Origin of the sequence: Clostridioides sp. ES-S-0190-01, assembly GCF_020658275.1 — a bacterium.
GTDB lineage: Bacteria > Bacillota > Clostridia > Peptostreptococcales > Peptostreptococcaceae > Clostridioides.
Map to the genome: position 1 here is coordinate 1 of NZ_JACVWA010000023.1, position 15,725 is coordinate 15,725.

The 15,725-nt window shown below is 30.7% G+C and carries 16 protein-coding genes and 1 pseudogene; 7 read left to right on the plus strand and 10 right to left on the minus strand.

Translation table 11 applies throughout. The features are described 5' to 3' along the window. From IC214_RS07530 to IC214_RS07545, 5 genes and pseudogenes are all read left to right on the plus strand, one after another. A pseudogene (locus tag IC214_RS07530) lies at positions 1 to 183 on the plus strand (ABC transporter ATP-binding protein); the annotation flags it as partial. Continuing rightward, positions 173 to 973 carry an ABC transporter permease gene (locus IC214_RS07535; protein ID WP_227866435.1) on the plus strand — a complete coding sequence of 267 codons (801 nt, stop codon included), beginning with the start codon at positions 173 to 175 and terminating at the stop codon, positions 971 to 973. The pseudogene IC214_RS07530 and the gene IC214_RS07535, both read left to right, overlap by 11 nt. Positions 974 to 1,522: 549 nt before the next feature. Further along, positions 1,523 to 1,657, plus strand: a complete 135-nt coding sequence (locus tag IC214_RS20845; RefSeq protein ID WP_009889851.1) for a hypothetical protein — start codon at positions 1,523 to 1,525, stop codon at positions 1,655 to 1,657. 221 nt (positions 1,658 to 1,878) lie between these two features. After that, positions 1,879 to 2,322, plus strand: a complete 444-nt coding sequence (locus IC214_RS07540) for a deoxycytidylate deaminase (protein ID WP_227435208.1) — start codon at positions 1,879 to 1,881, stop codon at positions 2,320 to 2,322. Between the two features lie 123 nt (positions 2,323 to 2,445). Next, positions 2,446 to 3,237 carry an N-acetylmuramoyl-L-alanine amidase gene (locus tag IC214_RS07545; RefSeq protein WP_227435210.1) on the plus strand — a complete coding sequence of 264 codons (792 nt, stop codon included), beginning with the start codon at positions 2,446 to 2,448 and terminating at the stop codon, positions 3,235 to 3,237. A 160-nt stretch (positions 3,238 to 3,397) separates the two neighbouring features. Here the strand turns inward: IC214_RS07545 and IC214_RS07550 are convergent, their stop codons facing one another. The 3 genes from IC214_RS07550 to IC214_RS07560 all read right to left on the minus strand — a co-directional run bounded on the left by IC214_RS07550 (position 3,398) and on the right by IC214_RS07560 (position 5,056). Continuing rightward, entirely contained in the window at positions 3,398 to 3,751 is a 354-nt protein-coding gene (locus tag IC214_RS07550; RefSeq protein WP_227435212.1) for a hypothetical protein, read from the minus strand. A 2-nt stretch (positions 3,752 to 3,753) separates the two neighbouring features. Continuing rightward, positions 3,754 to 4,137 (minus strand): YtxH domain-containing protein, encoded by a 384-nt coding sequence (locus IC214_RS07555; protein WP_227482660.1) that lies wholly within the window; start codon positions 4,135 to 4,137, stop codon positions 3,754 to 3,756. A 535-nt stretch (positions 4,138 to 4,672) separates the two neighbouring features. Further along, positions 4,673 to 5,056, minus strand: coding sequence for a PBECR2 nuclease fold domain-containing protein (locus IC214_RS07560; RefSeq protein WP_227830545.1), 384 nt, complete (start codon positions 5,054 to 5,056; stop codon positions 4,673 to 4,675). A gap of 422 nt (positions 5,057 to 5,478) precedes the next feature. Between IC214_RS07560 and IC214_RS07565 the strand changes: the two genes are divergently transcribed. After that, positions 5,479 to 5,967, plus strand: coding sequence for a prolyl-tRNA synthetase associated domain-containing protein (locus tag IC214_RS07565; RefSeq protein WP_255613145.1), 489 nt, complete (start codon positions 5,479 to 5,481; stop codon positions 5,965 to 5,967). 230 nt (positions 5,968 to 6,197) lie between these two features. Here the strand turns inward: IC214_RS07565 and IC214_RS07570 are convergent, their stop codons facing one another. From IC214_RS07570 to IC214_RS07590, 5 genes are all read right to left on the minus strand, one after another. Beyond that, on the minus strand, positions 6,198 to 8,744 hold the full coding sequence (locus IC214_RS07570; protein ID WP_227866436.1) for an FtsX-like permease family protein: 2,547 nt from the start codon (positions 8,742 to 8,744) through the stop codon (positions 6,198 to 6,200). Between the two features lie 8 nt (positions 8,745 to 8,752). Next, positions 8,753 to 9,430: an ABC transporter ATP-binding protein gene (locus IC214_RS07575; RefSeq protein WP_227437334.1), complete on the minus strand. Its 678-nt coding sequence runs from the start codon at positions 9,428 to 9,430 to the stop codon at positions 8,753 to 8,755. An 82-nt stretch (positions 9,431 to 9,512) separates the two neighbouring features. Then, positions 9,513 to 10,502, minus strand: a complete 990-nt coding sequence (locus IC214_RS07580) for a sensor histidine kinase (protein ID WP_227437332.1) — start codon at positions 10,500 to 10,502, stop codon at positions 9,513 to 9,515. Next, complete coding sequence (locus tag IC214_RS07585; protein ID WP_227834338.1) at positions 10,489 to 11,175, minus strand: response regulator transcription factor; 687 nt, start codon at positions 11,173 to 11,175, stop codon at positions 10,489 to 10,491. Before IC214_RS07585 ends, IC214_RS07580 begins: the two co-directional genes overlap by 14 nt. Before the next feature lie 515 nt (positions 11,176 to 11,690). Further along, positions 11,691 to 12,425 (minus strand): class I SAM-dependent methyltransferase, encoded by a 735-nt coding sequence (locus tag IC214_RS07590; protein ID WP_227834339.1) that lies wholly within the window; start codon positions 12,423 to 12,425, stop codon positions 11,691 to 11,693. Between the two features lie 380 nt (positions 12,426 to 12,805). Here IC214_RS07590 and IC214_RS07595 point away from each other — a divergent pair, with 380 nt between their 5' ends. Further along, positions 12,806 to 13,855 (plus strand): ABC transporter substrate-binding protein, encoded by a 1,050-nt coding sequence (locus tag IC214_RS07595; protein ID WP_227866437.1) that lies wholly within the window; start codon positions 12,806 to 12,808, stop codon positions 13,853 to 13,855. 130 nt (positions 13,856 to 13,985) lie between these two features. Here IC214_RS07595 and IC214_RS07600 read toward each other — a convergent pair whose 3' ends face one another. Together IC214_RS07600 and IC214_RS07605 are read right to left on the minus strand one after the other, a co-directional pair. Next, entirely contained in the window at positions 13,986 to 14,333 is a 348-nt protein-coding gene (locus tag IC214_RS07600) for a cupin domain-containing protein (protein ID WP_227436116.1), read from the minus strand. 198 nt (positions 14,334 to 14,531) lie between these two features. Further along, positions 14,532 to 15,554, minus strand: a complete 1,023-nt coding sequence (locus IC214_RS07605) for a M56 family metallopeptidase (protein WP_227483101.1) — start codon at positions 15,552 to 15,554, stop codon at positions 14,532 to 14,534. Positions 15,555 to 15,725: the final 171 nt, after the last annotated feature.

The window sequence follows — 15,725 nt, forward strand, 5'->3', positions numbered from 1 at the left end:
GAAGCAATAAGCATATCAGATAAAGTTGCAATACTATCTAAAAGACCAGCTACTATAAAAAATATTTATGACATTGAACTTAATATGGATGGAACAAAAACGCCTCTCAAAACACGTAAAGTTCCCGATTTTCAAAAGTATTTCGACATCTTATGGAAGGAGCTAGATACACATGAGGCTTAATAAAAGATCTGAAGGATATATAAACTATATTAAAGGTGTAAAAAGAGAAAAAAGAAATGTATTATTTTACCAACTATTAATTTTAATTGGCTTTATTATAATTTGGGAGATTTTAGCTGGTTTAAACGTTATAAATACTTTTCTATTCAGCAAACCAAGTGATATTTACAACTTGTTTATTCAATATGCATCTAGTGGCCAACTATTTAAACATATTGGAGTATCTGTATATGAAACAGTTCTTGGTCTTGTTATAGGAACTGTTTTAGGTATTTTAGTAGCTATTGCTCTTTGGTGGTCAGAAAAATTATCAAAAATATTAGACCCATTTTTGGTAGTTTTAAATGCTCTTCCTAAGACTGCTTTGGCTCCTATAATTATAGTTTGGGTTGGTGCTGGAATAGAAGGAATTGTAGTAACAGCTGTAACTATTTCCGTTGTTGTTACCATACTTTCGGCCTATAATTACTTTATGAATATAGATGAAGAAAAAATTAAGATGTTAAAGAGTTTTGGAGCTAGCAAATCACAAATCCTATTTAAACTTATATTACCCGCAAATACAGGAAATTTAATAAACTTAACTAAGATTAATATTGGTATGGCTTGGGTAGGTGTTATAGTAGGAGAATTTTTAGTATCAAGATATGGAATAGGATACTTGATAGTTTATGGCAGTCAAGTATTTAAGTTAGATTTAGTAATGATGGGTGTATTCGTGTTAGCTGTTTGTGCATGGGCAATGTATGCTATAGTTAACATTATTGAAAAAATATATAATTCTAGATAAATAAAAAATATTATTTAGTAAATTTTAATCATTCTAGTATTTATAGGATAGTTTTCTAGAAATACTAGAATTGTACAATTAAAAAATTATAACTATATAACTTTAATATGTGAAACTGTAGGAATATTTGTGAGAAACATAAAGCAAATTTACCTACAGTTTTTAGTGTATAAAATCAGTAAAATAAGTTAGATATTTACTGATTTTATTACATAAATCCAATAGTACAATTCATCTTTCCATAATATCTGGAGATGTATCATACAATCTTATTTTTTATTGAGTATATTATAAAGTAATAGAACAATTAAAATACTGATTACCCTATTTTGCAACTTACACAATTGTATATAAAAGATAAAAAATAATTATCATCAAATTCATAATTTTAAGGCTTAATGCATATAATTATATGTCGGTTAAAGGCGCATAAAAATAAAAGGAATTCATAAGTTATATGTTGTATAGATATTGTAGTAGATGTAATATGTAAGAAATTTCAGCACTATTTATATTCTGTACAAAAAGATACTTGAAGGGAGATTGAAAATGGGAATATTAGAAGGAGCTGCAATGATAAGAGAAATTGCAATTAAAATAGCCAAAGAAAAAGGTATTACAGAACAAAAGGCATGGCCTGAAGCTGTAAAAGAGTTTAAAGAAAAATATGAACTTGTGTTATAAATTTTGATTATAAAAAACTGTCTTGATTTTATTAAGACAGTTTTCATATTTTATGATGAAAATTTTATAAAAAGTTTAATGAAATAAGATTTAATTATTAAAAAAACAATTTAAAATTTATTTTATCTTTTATATTTTTAGCTATAAAACAAATTTGTTTTTAATACTGTTTTTGAGGTATAAATCTTATATATTAAAGATAAGATTTGGAGGTATTTAGTTTGGAAAGTAAACTTGAAAATAGATGTTCATGGCAAGAGTATTTTATGAGATTATGTGAGACAGTAGCTGAAAGAGGTACTTGTGACAGAGCTTATGTTGGAGCTATAATTGTTAACTCAGAAAACAGAATCGTATCTACTGGATACAATGGTAGTATATCTGGAGATAATCACTGTAGTGAAGTTGGTCATGAGATGAGAGATGGTCATTGTATTAGAACCATTCATGCCGAACAAAATGCCCTTTACTATTGTGCTAAAGAAGGCATATCAGTTAAAGATTGTTCTATTTATGTAACCCATTTTCCTTGTTTAAATTGTACTAAGGCCATAATTCAATCTGGAATTAAACATATCTACTATAAAACTGGATATAGGATGGATGAATATGCCTTGAGATTATTACAATCAAGCAATGTGTTATATACAAAATTGCAATTTTAATACTTACACATATTATTCTATAATTTTACAAAATATTTTATATTAGATAATTAAAGTATAAAAAGAAACAAAATTTTAAATTGTGCATATATTAAATAGAAGTTAAATTTAATCATAAAGGAGATGTATAATTTGAAAGTAGTAGTAATACCAGGGCACACTTTAACTGGGAAAGGTACAGGAGCTGTAGGATATATAAACGAAAGTAAAGAAACAAGAATAATGAATGACTTAATAGTTAAATGGCTTAAATTAGGAGGGGCTACTGTTTATACAGGAAAAGTTGATGCATCAAATAATCATTTAGCTGACCAATGTGCTATAGCAAATAAACAAGAAGCTGATTTAGCTGTTCAGATTCATTTTAATGCAAATGTTACAACTTCAGCCCCAGAAGGTACAGAAACTATATATAAATCTAATAATGGAAAAGCATATGCAGAAAAGGTAAATGCTAAACTAGCTACAGTATTTAAAAATAGAGGTGCAAAATCTGATGTTAGAGATCTTTATTGGCTTAATCACACTAACGCAACAGCTATACTAATAGAAGTATGCTTTGTAGATAGCAAAGCAGATACAGATTACTATGTTAATAATAAAGATAAAGTTGCTAAGTTAATAGCAGAAGGAATATTAAATAAATCTATATCAAATTCTCAAGGGGGAGATAAAGTGTATGAAAATGTAATAGTTTATAAGGGGGATGCTGATAAAGTTGCTGCTCAAATTTTATACTGGCAATTGAAAGATGCTTTAGTAGTAGAAGCATCTAGCTATAAGCAAGGTTTAGGCAAAAAAGTTTATGTTGTAGGTGGAGAAGCTAATAATCTTGTAAAAGGTGATGTAATAATAAATGGTGCTGATAGATATGAAACTGTAAAATTAGCATTAAGACAAGTAGGTAAGTTATAAAATAGATATTATTTTATAAATATATAATAAAAAGATGTATCTACTTATTATGTTTATTCATCAATAGATACATCTTTATTTATTTGTACTTTATAAAGTATTTTCTGTAAAATTAGTTTAGTAAAGTTTTAAATTCACAGAAATACTAAAGCTTATCGTATTAATATTTTTTATCCGAAAAAATATTTTTAATTATAGTTAATATATCAACTATGACATCCATATTTGATTTAACGCTGTCTTTAGTAACAAGAAAGTCTGCTGTAACTTCAGTAACAGCCTCTGTTACATCTTTCATATTCTCGCCTACTTCTCCAAAACTATCTACAACACTAGGAAGATTATTTAAAGTTGTATTTATATTTTGAGTATTTTCATTTAATACATTTCCAACAGTATTTAAAATCTTATGTAATTTAGCAAGTACAATAATTAAATAAATTAAAGCGATACACCCAAGTATAGCTAATAATACATATATTATACTAATATTAATTGTTATTGTGTTATTCATTGTTATTCCTCAGTGACACTTACTGGTTCAACAATGTCTATTACTTTATCTTCCTCGCTAGAATCTTCAACACGTTTTTTATTATCTATATAATTTCTTATCTTTTGCTTTGATTCAATGAAATTTCCTTTTCTGTCTTCTAATTTCTCAGACATCTTACCTTTTACATCCACTGTTTTCATGTTTATTTTATCCGCAATTTGTTGAGATGCATCTTTTATATCTTCTCTTGTTTCTTTTCCTGATTTAGGTGCTAGTAATACTCCTCCAACTGCACCAGTAACAGCTCCTAATACGACACCAGCCGTTGCAATTTTAGCTTGTTTGGCTTTTTCAGCTCTTTGTTTAGCTTTTCTTTTATCTTCTATTTTTTTTGATAAGCTCATATCCAATCGCTCCTTATTATAATATTTCTAAATATTATAATACATTTTTTTCCATAATGATATAGTTTCTAACTAAATTTTTAAAAACTAATAAAAAGTTCTTTCTAGTATTTATATATATAATAAGAATTCTAAACTACATTCCAAAAATTCTATAATATAAGTATCTGAAAACTCTTTAATATAAGTCTCCTACTCTTTCACTGTATATCAAAAATTTTGATGCAGTTTCTAAATACAATTCTTCATTAGCGTTTAAACATCTTATTTCTTTTGTGCTAAATATCTCCATATTTTTAACCCTTTTAAATAAATTAATTAAAAAAACAATAAGAGAGGAATTAATCCTCTCTTTTAAATTTAATTAGATTTGGCAGGGCGGCGTATCCTGCATCTCTATTAACTACCCTATAAGCAGCGTATTGGGTGCCTTTTCCAACCTCAAATCTAATAAATAAATATTTACATATATATTTATATTATAACTTATTTGATAATATTTTTCAATGCTTTAGGAAAAATTAATAATATTATGTTAACCATCATATTGTAATACTCTTCCACTACTAATTCTACTTTCTAATTTTGCTTCTTTTATGGCGTATAATGAAGAGACATATAGATATCCCTTTTTTGTATCTAGTTCTGTAGCAACTAATATATAATCATCAAGTTTTTTTACAAATTCTACACTTTTACCAGGTTTTTTAGGATGACTTCCTATATACTCAGGAGATTTTAGCACTGTTTTTATAGTTTCTAGTATATCATTAAAAATGTCTTTACTCAATTGACCTCTATGTTTTTTCTTTATATGTTTTATAACACCAGAAGAAGCATAAATTTTACCAGTATATTTAATTCCAGCGAGTTCAGCTAATTCTTCATCTATGATTCCAACAACTTTGTCTGTAGACATATAAAGCACATTCCTTTCTAAGATAATTTATTGCTAAAATTATTAAAATTAAATATCTATATTTAAAGTATAGTTTATTCGAAAAAGAAAAGATAGTATAATATAGTTTTTTCATATCTGACCTTACATAACCTCTTTTTATATGATTTATAAATGGTAACTAAGGCTCTATTTTCAAATTATTTTTGGCTTATATTATATATATATATCATTTTTTACTTGAAAATATATATATTCTGAATTATTATAATAGTAAGAATTGAAATGAAATTAGGCAAGGTTGTTGAAAGATTTTATGATTAGATATGGAGAAAGTGTAGTAGACTTTTGTTTGTACGGAATAATAATGCATGTTTTATTTTAAAGTGTTCTATGATAATATTATTTTTATATATCAAATAAATTACCAACAGGAGGAAATTATGAACGCTCAACAAGAAGTATATAAAAAATTGGATGAACTAAATATATCTTATGAAATTGTAAATCATCCTGCAGTCTATACAATTGATGAAATGGAACAATTAAAAACACTACAAATGGAGTTTGTTGTAAAAAATTTATTCCTTCGTGATTCTAAGGGTAAAGAACACTTTTTAGTTGTCTTAGGTAAGGATAAAAAAGCAGATTTAAAGGATATACGCCAAAAAATTGATAGTAAACCTCTTAGTTTCGCTTCTGAAGAAAGACTTGAAAAATATCTAAAACTTACTAAGGGAGCTGTAACACCTTTTGGTATACTAAATGATACTGATGCTATTATAAAAATTGTATTTGATAAAGATTTATTGAAAATGGATAAAATAGGTATACATCCAAATGACAATACTGCCACTGTATTTTTAAAGTTTGAAGATTTAAAAAGTATTATAGAAAAAAATGGAAATGAAATATACTATGTAGAAGTATAGTTTTATTATTTTACATATAATAAATGATAGATAAAGTGGGTACCTCAAAATAAAAATTTGAGTCATCCACTTTTTTATACAAAAAATAGAAAGGGGGGTTCATAAGAACCCCTAGTATAATTCACACTACTTCCATAGGATGAACTCTGTATTTTCAATGTTTAAATCGCCTTTTGGGACAATTGTGAATCATTTGAACTCAATCACGCAGATGTCTCTTTTATTTTCTATTAAGTCATATCATCCCTAAGCGCATCAATAATATTTTCTCTTTTTATTTTACTAATGGCATACAACATTGTAATGAACACTATAAAGAGAACGACAAACACGCTGATTCCGATACTGGTCCATGGAAGTACAAAATCTATATCATCTTTGACCATTCCTTTATGAATTAGCCAGGAAGAAATTACAGCTATAGGAAGTCCAAAGAGCAGCGACCTCATGCCATAAAAGGCACACTCAAAATTCATCATCTTCTGAAAATCACGTTCAGACATTCCCACAGAGCGAAGCATGGCAAGTTCACGACGGCGTAGCTTGATATTTGTGGAAATTGTGTTGAATACATTGGCTACTGCAATCAGCGAGATCATAATTATAAAAGTATATGCGAACACATTGGCAATAAAGATGTAATTACGGTTTTCGTCCATCATTCCATACATATTGTACAGGTTGTACTCAGCCGTAATCCCTTCCCTCTCGATGATTTTCTCCATTTCTGCAACTGACTGATTGGGATTCTTTGATTTAAAACTCAGGCTTTTAATTCCTTTAGAAATACTTGGAGTCTCAAACGAATCTTTGACCGAATAAGGTGCCAACACCCTGAAGCAGGCTTTCCTCATCTTTGAGTTTCTGACACCTGGTGGAGAATCAGGTGGCACGACTTTTACAAATGAAATGTTTACATTTTGCCTATCGACTGTGTTCGACTTGCTATCAGCTTCAGGAGTAAGTTTAAGATTTATGGAAGAATTTGTGAAGATATCAATAGTATGGTCATCCTCCACCATCATGGAAACGGCAATCATTTTTGCATTTTGCCCAGTGTACTCTTCTGTTGGCAACCCCAGACTTTTGATAATATTCAGATACGTACTGTCATCAAGAAACTGCATATCTACTGGCATATCAACCGTTTCAGATGGCGAATGTGAACCCTCATAGTTCAAGTAATCATCTGTAAGTTCACTTACTTTAACAACACATGAATAGGTCATAAGTTCTTGATACAAGCCTTCATACACACCATTGGTAGTCTTCAGCTTATTGTATAGCTGTAGCATTTTACTGTCATTCATGTCCTGTGTGGAAAAAATGATGTCCTGGTCAGTAACCTCTGATGCCTGATTTGAAACTTGTTTCAAATCAGCTACCAAAGCACTGGTCGATATGAACAGCACTATACTTAAAACAAGCGATAGCACAATACTACGATAGCGTTTCTTGTTTCTTTTAAAATTCTTCAGCGCCAGAGTTCCCTCCAGACCGTAAATACGCTGTGCAAGCTTTGATATCCTTACTGCTTTGGATTCAATTTTCACCTCGTTCGTCTGGCGAATACACTCCATCACTGGTTTGCTGGCAGCCTTTCTAGCTGGAATATAAGCCGATATCAAGATGGTAACCATGCTGACCACTGCCGCAACAACGATTGCTGGGATGGACAACGTCAAGGTCAAAGGTACATTGGTGTAGAGAACATTTGCGAAATTTTTGGAGATAACAGAAATAACAAGTCCAATACTAACTATACCAACCGCAACACCAATTGGTATGCCAACAGCACCAATGCAAAGACCTTCAAATAAAACTGAATTACGTAGCTGCTTTGCTGTAGCTCCAACAGATGAAAGGATTCCAAACTGCTGTGTGCGTTCGTTCAACGACATGTTAAACGAATTATATATCAGAAAAATCGAGCCGAGCATGATTATGGCGACCACAATACCACCAACTGAGTACAAAAGCATATTGAACAAGTTATTGTCGGAAATACCCATGAAACGCAACACATTATCATTTAAAACGTAAGCATGGTCTCCAGTACTGTTTGTATATGAATGAACCTTACGTGGATTTTTCAACGTGACAAACAGGCTAAGGCTGTCAGCCTTGATTTGTGCATCCGCTTTGGTTATCAATGTGTATCCTGGTGCGGAAGATTCCTCAAAGACAGGCCTTTGGCAGGTACCAACAACTGTGTAGCTTCTCTCGCCTTGTGGAACAAGAGTTTCATCTCCAGCAGTATATTGGTCACTCTGACTAAGCTTCTCATTTCCATTCATACGGTTTCCCACAGGCAAAGAAATAGTGTCGCCCACTGCGAATTTGACACCACCATCTGTTGCAACTTTACCCGAAACAAGAATCTCTCCACTGTTTTCAGGTAATCTGCCAGAAATCAAAGTTATAGGCAAAGTATCAAAGGCTTTTTCGCTGAATCCAGCTATAAAAAGATACGGTTTGTTTGGGTTTTTGTTGCCATCAAGCTTTGCATAGCCAATATTTTCAAATGTTGCGGTATTTGCAACTTTATCATTTCCTATCTGTTTCTGTACGAAAGAGGAATTAACATCCAAAAACTCAACATGCCAACCACCATATTTCTCAATCGAACCATTTACCATATAGTTTTGCAGGGAAATGGCAAGTGTAGCGACTGCTGTAATCATAGCAGCAGACAGAACAACTCCGATAACTGTTACAATCGTTCGTGTGCGTCTCTTTTTCATGTTTTGCAGTGCAACTTTGTTGAAAATGTTCATGGATATACCTACCTCCTTTCATCTCGCGTCACTTTGCCATCTGATATGCAGATAATGCGGTCTGCTTGCAGGGCTATATTTTCGTCATGCGTTACAATGATAAGGGTTTGACGATATTTTTTATTGCTTAATTTCAATAGATTGATAATTTCATGTCCATTTCGGCTGTCTAAACTACCTGTGGGTTCATCAGCAAGCATTACCGCTGGGGCATTCATTAAAGCACGTCCTATGGAAACACGCTGTTGCTGACCGCCAGAAAGCTGATTTGGTAAATGCGTTTTGCGGTCTTTTAGCCCAAGTAGGTCCATCAAGTCATTTAAGCGTTCCTCATTGACCTTTCGCTTGTCCATCAGTATAGGTAAAGTGATGTTTTCCACAACATTCAGAGTTGGAATAAGGTTATGAAATTGGTAAATCAGTCCGACTTGTCGCCTACGGAAAATGGCCAGCTTTTCATTGCTTTGGGCATATACATCCTGACCGTCCAAATACACCTTTCCGCTTGTTGGTACGTCCACTCCACCGATGATATGAAGTAATGTGGATTTTCCTGAGCCAGATGAACCAATGATTGCAGTAAACTCCCCCTTTTCTATTGTAAGCGAAACATTATCAAGTGCGGTAACTTTGTTCTCGCCCTTGCCGTAGACCTTGCATAGATTTTCAATTTTTAAGAACTCCATTATGTAAGTCTCCTTTCTTATGGTTTAACCATATAATATAACTTTCAACTTACATCTGTGTGACTTTCAGGTGAGAGATTAGTCACTTTGGGAAACGAATTACAAATATCGCGCCACCTTTTTGGTGATTTTTTGCAGTAATCGTCCCTCCCTGTCGTGTTATAATTATTTTACAGAGTGCCAATCCAATCCCATATCCTGTGGCTTCTGCGTTTTTACCACGATAAAATCTATCAAACAAATAAGGTAAATCTTCTTTTTCAAATCCTGTGCCACTGTCATGGATAGTAATCTCAGTAAATAGCGGATTATCCTCACAAACAATCTCAATCTTCCCATTATCGCCTGCACTTTCCATACAATTTTTGAGGATATTCTGAATTGCTTCTGAAAGCCAACCCGAATCACCCTGAATAATCATTCCTTTAGGCACATCTATTTGTAAAGCAATGTTATGCAGTTCAATTGGAATTAGAAATGGTCGAAGTGAGTTGTATATCAAGTTGTTCACATCTATCTGCTCGCTTTGGAAAACTACAATACCTGCGTCTAAGCGAGATAACTTCAATAGGGAAGTAATCAACCAATCCATCTTTACAAATAATTCCTCTGTTTCCCTCACCAATGCCTTTCGTTGATTTTCATCAGAGCTATTTGATAGCAATGACAGAATAATATTCGCGGATGTAAGAGGTGTGCGGAGTTGGTGGGCTATGTCAGCCAACGAATCAGCAAGATGTTCTTTTTCTTTTTTCAGCGCATCGTTTTGTTCCCGAATACATAGTGTCATTTTTGTTATCTCGCTGTGCAGAATGGAAAGTTCGCCCTCGTCCGATTCACCAATATACAGATGGTCAGCATTATGAAGCACAAGATCAATTTGATTAGAAATCTGTGCAATATTTTTATATCGAGCTTTGGTAAAAGAGAAAAACGCTAAACCAAAGGCAGTAACAGAAATAATAGAAAGGATTCCAGCCACCATATTTATTGTAAATCCAAGCGTTACAGTGGTGACAGCCATTAAAGAGAACAAAATAGCAAACTGCTTAAACTCTCTATTTCGAAGCATAATCGTCCCCCAATCTATACCCTGTCCCACGAACAGTCAGAATTATTTGTGGGCTTGCTGGGTCGCTCTCTATCTTCTCCCTCAAGCGCTTTATGTACACAGTTAATGTATTATCATTGACAAACTCACCCGCCGCGTCCCATAATTCATCAAGGAGCCTGCTCCTCGTGATAATACTTTTGGGGTTATTAATAAACACCAACAACAAGCGGTACTCTAAAGCTGAAAGAAAAACCTCATTGCTGTTTTTTTTCACAACGCCACTTGCCATATCGACATGAAGCCCACAGATTTCAAAAGCCGCTTCTGAACGTCCGTTTTTTCGTAGGGCAGTTCCAATTCGCGCAATCAATTCACGTGGACGAAAAGGTTTTGTTATATAGTCATCTGCGCCTATATTCAGCCCAGTAACAACACTCGCCTCATCGCCTGAAGCTGTCAGAAAGATAACAGGAACATCTTGCATTTCTTTGATTTCTGTGCAAACTGTAAAACCATTTCCGTCAGGTAAGGAAATATCAATTAACGCCAAGTCAAATTTATTACTGGAAAGTATGGCAATAGCTTCACCTCGTGTAGGAGCGTGAGTGACTTCAAATCCTTCTGAGTGCAGCAAAAGCATAAGATTTTTAGCGATTGCTTTATCGTCCTCAACCAAAAATATTCGTTTCATTTGTTTTCACCATCCTTTACTTTACTATTTCTATATCGTCCATCAGCTGAAACAAATCACATATTCTTCATTTTTTTGTTTACTTAATCCGCTCAGCAGAGTAATTTCATATCACTATTATGTATGCAATTTCCCAATTTTTCAAGGGTTCTTTTGTTGTTATATAGCTCACGCGTAACACCTCCATTGCTATATTATATTTCTTTTGATGGAAATACACAAGTTGAGGTCTTGGTAAAACTGCTTTAACAAGCATCTTTACATTTGAAAATAGTTCTCCATAATGAAATCAATTTTCGAAAGTTCTCATTTTGCATTGTTATAGAAAGTAACCATATTCCTGTAAATACAGGTTTGATAAATGCCTTACCTATATTTACAGTGTCAAATGTACATGTTTATAGTGTAATAAAGAGGGTGAAAGCAACAAGTGCTTTCACCCTCTTTGAATATATAGCTTGTGTCACCCAATAGAATCCCATAATCACTTGCAACCAAAATTCCACTATTTTTTATTACTTTTTCCTTGCAGAAACAAGTAACATCATAGGTCTACGTAATTCATCTTTCATTTCAGGAATCGTATTTAATAATTTCCCTTCTGGTTGAGGTTCGATTATTTCTAATATCTCAAATCCAGTTTTAACTAAAGTATTTAGATAAGTAGTTAATGTTTTATGATATTTTATAACTTCTTCCCCTAAAAAATTTGATTTTCGAAGTCCCTCTATAAAATAGTTATCTACTGGCCAGTGTAAATTGTTTCCATCTTTATCACAGTACCATTCTTGAGCTCCATATGCAGTGAATATAGGATGTTCAACTGAAAATACAAAATCTCCTCCGCTTGAAAGACAATTGCTTATATTTTTACATATATCTTCAAATGATTGAATATAATGAAAAGCCAAAGAACTAATTACTACATCAAAGCAATCTTTTGGGAAGTCTATATCTTCAATAGGCATACATATGTATTTTATATTATCAAATTTGGTTTTATTTCTTGCTTCTTTTAACATCTTTTCTGAAATATCAATTCCAATAGCAGACTCTGCACCATTTTCAACTGCATATTGACAGTGCCATCCAAAACCGCACCCTAAATCTAATACTCGTTTCCCCTCAAAATCAGGTAACATTTTTTTTAGAGTATGCCATTCTCCAGCACCTTCAAGACCTTTTTTAGAGCGTTCCATATCACTGTATTTACAAAAAAATTCATCATTATCATATTTATTTTGTTTCATTTAATTTCCTCCATTTTAACTGTACTTGTTTAACTATATTTGCCAAAATATAAAATGCAAATCTTCACTACTTTACACAATAACATTTTTTAAATTTATAAGATTAAATTATTATTTATATGAATTAATTTAATATCTATTATTAATAAATTTTGTGCCTATATAATTTATATAAAAACATTACTGTTTTAATTTTATATCTTAATTTACAAATAATCAATACAATCTATTTAATATAATCGATTACTTGAAAAATTCAAATATAAAAATTATTTTTAAATTATTGTAGAAATAAATTCTATAGGTATATATTTTTGTAACAACTACAACAAATATTTAATATTATATATTATTCGGATGTCTTATGGGAGGTATTTATTATGTTTAAAAAAATAATCGCAATTGCAAGTTCTATTGTTATGAGCACAGTATGCTTAACTGGATGTGATTTTAACTCTAATGATGAAAATGATAAGTCTGCTTCATCTAAAGACTTAGATAAAGTAACTATTGCAGAAGTTACTCATTCTGTTTTTTATGCCCCACAATATGCTGCTATTACAAAAGGATTCTTCGAGGATGAAGGAATAAAGGTTGACCTTATAAATACTCAAGGTGCGGATAAAACTATGGCAGCTTTAATTTCAGGTGAAGCAAATGTAGGCTTAATGGGTCCTGAAGCTTCCATATATGTATATAATCAAAACAAAAACGATTATGCTGTAAACTTTGCACAATTAACTAAAAGAGATGGTAGCTTTTTAGTTGCCAGAGAAAAGATGCCTAATTTCTCCTATGATGATTTAAAAGGAAAAGAAATATTAGGTGGTAGAAAAGGTGGCGTTCCACTAATGACTTTTGAATATGTTCTAAAAGACAAAGGACTTACTATTGGAGAAAATTTAAAAACAGGCAATGTCAACGTAAGAACTGATGTACAATTTGGAGTAATGGCTGGGGCTTTTGCAGGTGGTGAAGGTGACTTTACAACAGCATTTGAACCTACAGCAACTGCCATGGAAAAAGAAGGCAGCGGATATATAGTAACATCTATAGGAAAAGATTCTGGAGAAATACCATTTACAGCTTACTCTACTACTAGATCTTACATGAAAAATAATAAAGATTTAATTCAAAGATTTACAAATGCTGTTTATAGAGGTCAATTATGGGTTCAAAAAGCTCCTAGTAAAGAAATCGCCGAAGCTATGCAACCTTTCTTTGAAGATATATCTCTAGAAGATTTAGTAACAGTTGTAGATAGATATAAGTCAATAGATGCATGGTCTCAAAACCCTGTATTAAAAGAGGAAGGTTTAAATAAACTAATGGATGTTATGAAAGAAGCTAAGGAATTAGACAAAGAAGCCCCTTACAAAGACATAGTAAATACTGAATTTGCAAATAATGCAATAAAAAATATAAAATAAATATGCATCAGTTTTAACTAAAAGCTTACAAAAATTATAAAAAGAGTCTTTTAAAAGACTCTTTTTATAATTGAGATTAAAGTTTATATTAAAAAATAGAAATTAAAGTATCGTAAAGATACCTATATATCTATCCTCTGTATTCTGCTCCAGCATTGATTTTTGTAATTTGAACAGCAACCATTTCCTCATTGCTTCCATTAGTAATTTCATGCCATTCTCCTGTTGGTACAAAAACAGTATCACCTTGTTTTACATCACACTCATGTTCTCCAAGTTTCATTTTCCCTTCTCCTTTTAAGAACACAAATATTTGTTCACCATTAGGATGTCTATGGGCATTAAGAACTTGATTAGGTTTAAAATAATAAACTTCTGAAGTTATATCATTACCAGCAAATACTGGTATTTTTGGTACTGCTGCATCATTATATTGAGCTAAGCTTCCATCTAATAGATTCTTTTTATTTTCATGCATACTATAAATACCTCTTTTCTATATTATAGATTTACTATTATTATTCCAATATAAAAAAATAGTATTCTCCTTATACATAATAGGAATAAAATTCTTTTACTTGTAACTATGACTCCTTAATATAAATTAAATTTTTTAATGTTTTTATTAAACTTACATCTTAACCTTTTAACACAGAAATTATTTCATTACATATATTTAATGATTATCTTGATTTTCTATTCTAATGTTTTTTTCATAGGTTGGTTTACTTTTGATTCTATTTTCAATATATGTTGAATTTGAAATAGAGTTATTCAAAAAGTTTGTAGAGATAAATTCTAATTTTAAATACATTATTGATGAAAATAAACATAAAAACAATACTACAACAGTGCTTCCTTTATATTTTTCACTAAACATATAATAAACACGTTTTTGAATATCTGATTTTTGATGTAAACCAGCTACAAATTTATTTGAATAATTTAATTTTTTTCTCATCATATTTATGATAATTAAAGCATACTCTTTTTTCTCTTCTATATTACAATTTTTTAAAACTCTTTCATCACAATAAAGTTCACAATCTAAATCTATAATCTTATCCATAATATACATAAAAGGATTAAACCAATAAACACATTTTAAAAATAACACTAAATATTTAATATAAAGGTCTTTATTCTTAAAATGTATAAGTTCATGTCTAAATATCCATTCAAGTTCTTTTAATGTATATTCACATGGTGGCAAAAGAACACATGAATCAAAAAATGCAGGTGTTTCAACTTCATAAGTGTATTTAAGTTTTATATCTTTACTTATTTTTAGTTCCTTTAATAAATTTTCATAAAGCTTGATTATATCTTTATCATCTATCTCATAAGATAAATCATTAATTAAATTTTTGAGTTTTATATATTTCAAAATATTGTAAATTAAATATACTATTGCACCAATAATCCAAATAAATATTAAAATGCCACTTTTAGAAATAGAAATATTATTAAAGTTTTCTAAGTTTATCTTTTTAATACTATCTTGATATTTCAATGTATTAAATGTAAAAGTATAATATGTAAATGGTAGCAAGAGTTTAATAACTACAATAAACCAGATATAATAATTAAATCTTTTACTAAATCTTTTAAATACACTTATTCTAAATACTAATAAAAGAATTAGGAATAAATTACTTACTAAAACCGTTCTAAAAATATCACTTAGAATCAAACTCATAGACTCTTCTCTCCTATTATATCTATTCTTCAATATGTTTATTTAACAATTTTTAAAAATCAGTTCAATATTAGTATTTTGTATTTAATTTTATGTATAAAGTAATTATAATTGTCATTAGTAAAATTTACCAGTATTATTTTGTTACTTATACTTACCAATAAACTTATT

Coding starts and splice junctions, on each gene's coding strand:
- IC214_RS07535 (WP_227866435.1), top strand. CDS start 173: ATGAGGCTTAATAAAAGATCTGAAGGATATATAAACTATATTAAAGGT.
- IC214_RS20845 (WP_009889851.1), top strand. CDS start 1,523: ATGGGAATATTAGAAGGAGCTGCAATGATAAGAGAAATTGCAATTAAA.
- IC214_RS07545 (WP_227435210.1), top strand. CDS start 2,446: ATGTATAATTTGAAAGTAGTAGTAATACCAGGGCACACTTTAACTGGG.
- IC214_RS07550 (WP_227435212.1), bottom strand. CDS start 3,751: ATGAATAACACAATAACAATTAATATTAGTATAATATATGTATTATTA.
- IC214_RS07555 (WP_227482660.1), bottom strand. CDS start 4,137: ATGAGCTTATCAAAAAAAATAGAAGATAAAAGAAAAGCTAAACAAAGA.
- IC214_RS07560 (WP_227830545.1), bottom strand. CDS start 5,056: ATGTCTACAGACAAAGTTGTTGGAATCATAGATGAAGAATTAGCTGAA.
- IC214_RS07565 (WP_255613145.1), top strand. CDS start 5,479: ATGAACGCTCAACAAGAAGTATATAAAAAATTGGATGAACTAAATATA.
- IC214_RS07570 (WP_227866436.1), bottom strand. CDS start 8,744: ATGAACATTTTCAACAAAGTTGCACTGCAAAACATGAAAAAGAGACGC.
- IC214_RS07575 (WP_227437334.1), bottom strand. CDS start 9,430: ATGGAGTTCTTAAAAATTGAAAATCTATGCAAGGTCTACGGCAAGGGC.
- IC214_RS07580 (WP_227437332.1), bottom strand. CDS start 10,502: ATGCTTCGAAATAGAGAGTTTAAGCAGTTTGCTATTTTGTTCTCTTTA.
- IC214_RS07585 (WP_227834338.1), bottom strand. CDS start 11,175: ATGAAACGAATATTTTTGGTTGAGGACGATAAAGCAATCGCTAAAAAT.
- IC214_RS07590 (WP_227834339.1), bottom strand. CDS start 12,425: ATGAAACAAAATAAATATGATAATGATGAATTTTTTTGTAAATACAGT.
- IC214_RS07595 (WP_227866437.1), top strand. CDS start 12,806: ATGTTTAAAAAAATAATCGCAATTGCAAGTTCTATTGTTATGAGCACA.
- IC214_RS07600 (WP_227436116.1), bottom strand. CDS start 14,333: ATGCATGAAAATAAAAAGAATCTATTAGATGGAAGCTTAGCTCAATAT.
- IC214_RS07605 (WP_227483101.1), bottom strand. CDS start 15,554: ATGAGTTTGATTCTAAGTGATATTTTTAGAACGGTTTTAGTAAGTAAT.